The sequence below is a fragment of the Brachybacterium tyrofermentans genome, assembly GCF_039526165.1.
GTDB classification, from domain to species: domain Bacteria; phylum Actinomycetota; class Actinomycetes; order Actinomycetales; family Dermabacteraceae; genus Brachybacterium; species Brachybacterium tyrofermentans.
In genome coordinates, this window is record NZ_BAAAIR010000052.1 from 1 (window position 1) to 592 (window position 592).

General features: G+C 50.2%; 1 pseudogene. It reads right to left on the reverse strand.

Annotated features, from left to right (window positions below):
- A pseudogene (locus ABD093_RS18165) lies at positions 1–502 on the reverse strand (Tn3 family transposase); the annotation flags it as partial.
- Positions 503–592 lie beyond the last annotated feature (90 nt).

The following is a 592-nucleotide window of genomic DNA, read 5'->3' on the forward strand; positions in this document are numbered from 1 at the left end:
CTTTGGTCACCAGTTCTGCCAGCATGAAGGAATAATGGCCGAGCATATTGATATGTCCGTGGCAAAGCGGGGAGAGGCGTGCGATATCTTCATCATTCAGTGTTTCACCCTGCGCCCGGAGATGATCCAGGGCTGCCTGCATATAAATAGTGTTCCATAACACGACGGCGTTAGTGACCAGCCCCAGTGCGCCCAGTTGATCTTCCTGACCGTCGGTATATCGTTTTCTTATCTCACCTTTTTGACCGTGACAGATGGCTCTGGCAACGGCATGGCGACTTTCTCCCCGATTAAGCTGGGTCAGAATGCGCCGGCGGTAATCTTCATCATCAATATAATTAAGCAGATACAGCGTTTTGTTGATGCGCCCCACTTCAATGATTGCCTGAGTCAGTCCGGAAGGACGTTCACTTTTCAGCAATGAACGGACCAGCACTGAAGCCTGTACTTTGCCCAGCTTCAGGGAGCCAGCGGTCCGGATCATTTCGTCCCACTGAAGGACTATTTTTGGCACTGTTGCAAAGTTAGCGATGAGGCAGCCTTTTGTCTTATTCAAAGGCCTTACATTTCAAAAACTCTGCTTACCAGGCGC